The organism is Spirillospora sp. NPDC049652 (assembly GCF_040675125.1).
Lineage (GTDB): Bacteria > Actinomycetota > Actinomycetes > Streptosporangiales > Streptosporangiaceae > Spirillospora.
The window spans coordinates 1-2,134 of sequence record NZ_JBFAOF010001107.1 but is presented as its reverse complement, the minus strand read 5'-3'; the positions used below and the strand labels follow the sequence as shown (position 1 = coordinate 2,134).

The following is a 2,134-nucleotide window of genomic DNA, read 5'->3' as shown; positions in this document are numbered from 1 at the left end:
CCGGCGACCGTCGCGCCGAACACCACGTCGTCGCGGCCGGTCAGCCTGCCGAGCAGCAGCCCCCAGGCGCCCTGGACGACGGTGTTCACCGTGAGGCCGCGGGCGCGCGCGGCCTCACGGAGGCGGTCGGTCGCCGCCCGGTCCAGCCGCCGGGTCACGTGGCCGGGCGGGACCGGGAGGGCGGACGCGCCCGGCCGGACGAGGGTCGGCTCGCCGAGCCCGGCGAGCGCGTCGCGCCAGGCCGCGCGGGCCGCCTCCTGGTCCTGGCGGGCCAGCCAGGCGAGGTAGTCCCGGTAGGGCGGGACGGGCGGGAGGCCGGCCGGGTCGCCCCCGGCGGCGTACACGTCGGCCACCTCGTCGAACAGGATCGGCTGCGACCAACCGTCCATGACGATGTGGTGCATGGTGACGACGAGCCGGTACGCGCCGCCCGGGAGTTTCAGCAGAAGCAGCCGGAGCAACGGCGGGACGGAAAGGTCGAAACCCTTCTGGAGTTCCTTTTCGGTGAGCCGCCGGACTTCGTCATCCACCTCACCGGCGGGGAGATCGGAAAGGTCGTGCTCCTGCCAGGGAAGGGTGACGCCCGTCGCGACGACCTGGACCGGACGGGGCGCGCCGGCCGGTTGCCGGAAACTCGCGCGCAGGCTCGCGTGCCGGTCCAGAACGGCCTGCCAGGAGGCGCGCAGCACCGCGCTGTCCAGCGGCTCCGCTAATTCGAGGACGTTCTGGCCGACATAGATGTCACGGGTCCGCTCGTCATATCCGGCGTGGAACAGCAGCCCTTCCTGAAGAGGGGAAAGCGGCCACACATCGTCGATGCGGATCTGGTTCATCAGCGCCCTTCCGCCCTACCTGAAATACACTCTCCGAAACACATACGTGGCGGACTCTACCAAGCCCGCACAGGGCGGAAGGGCTGTCCAAATGCGCAATATGGAATGGGCGGGCGGGACCGCCGGAGAGGTCAGCCGAATTCGCCGGCGAGTCCCGCCTGGAGTTCGTCGATCTGGTCCTGGCCGAGCGACACCAGGCTGAAGTCGGACGGCGTGTGGCCCCCGCCGCCCCCGGCGGCGTGCGCCGCGAGGCCGCCCAGCATGGCGGCCCACCGGTCCGCGAGGTCGTCCAGGTCGGCGCGCGTGAACTGGCCGGCGCCGCCGCTGAGCGCCAGGGTCAGCCGGGGGCCGCCGGGAAGGTCGTGGACGAGGCCGCCCGCCTCCAGCGCGTAGACCGGGGCCATGCCCGGGTCCGTCCCGCCGCCGAGCGCCGTGGCCCCGGCGGGCTGCCAGGGAACCGGCGCACTGGAACCGGGCGCGTCGGACGCGCCGGCGGCGAACCTGCCCATGTAGTTGAAGGAGAGCGAGGGGACGGGCAGCCGCGCCATCACGGCCGCGGTCCGCGGGTTGAGGTGGCGCAGCAGGCCGTAGCCCAGCCCGTCCGACGGGACGGCCCGCAGCTGCTCCTTCACCCGCTTGACCAGGGCTCCCGCCGCACCGCCCCCGGCGCGCACGGCGGCGTGGTCGAGGGGGCCGGGGTCCAGCCGGACGGGGTGCAGGTCGGTGAACCATCCGACGGTGCGGGCGAGGTCCATGTCGGGGGTGAGCGGCTCGCGTCCGTGCCCCTCCAGGTCCACCAGCACGCCACCGGTGACGTCGCGGCCGTCGCGGTGACGGCGGCGTTCGCCGAGCGCGGCGACGAGCCCGGACAGCAGCACGTCCTCGATGCCCGCGTGGAACGCGGCGGGCACCCGGGTGAGCAGCGCCTCCGTCACGTCCGTGGGAAGCGTGAGCTTCGCGTGGACCGGCGCTCCGCCGCGTCCGTCCGGCGGACGCGGCGGCGCGGAGTCGAGCAGGGGCGCGGGACCGTCCAGCATGCGCTCCCAGAGGGGCAGTTCGGCGACGCGGGCCGGGTCGGCCGCCTGGTCCGCGAGCACCCGCGACCAGCGGCGGAACGAGGTCGGCACGGCTTCGAGCTCCGTCCCGGAGTAGGCGGCCGCGAGGTCGGGGAGCAGGATCCGCCAGGACACCCCGTCCACCGCCAGGTGGTGGACGGCGAGCAGGATCCGGCCGGGCCGCTCCGGGCCCGCGTCGAACCACACCGCCTGGAGCATCGTCCCGGCGCGCGGGTCGAGCCTGCC

Annotated in this window: 2 protein-coding genes; both read right to left on the bottom strand. The window is 74.5% G+C overall.

Translation table 11 applies throughout. The features are described from left to right. On the bottom strand, positions 1 to 833 hold an 833-nt coding region (locus AB0J52_RS37480; RefSeq protein WP_500187706.1), incomplete at its 3' end, for a condensation domain-containing protein. A gap of 131 nt (positions 834 to 964) precedes the next feature. After that, positions 965 to 2,134 (bottom strand): condensation domain-containing protein (locus tag AB0J52_RS37475; protein ID WP_500187704.1); only part of this gene is annotated, 1,170 nt, incomplete at its 5' end.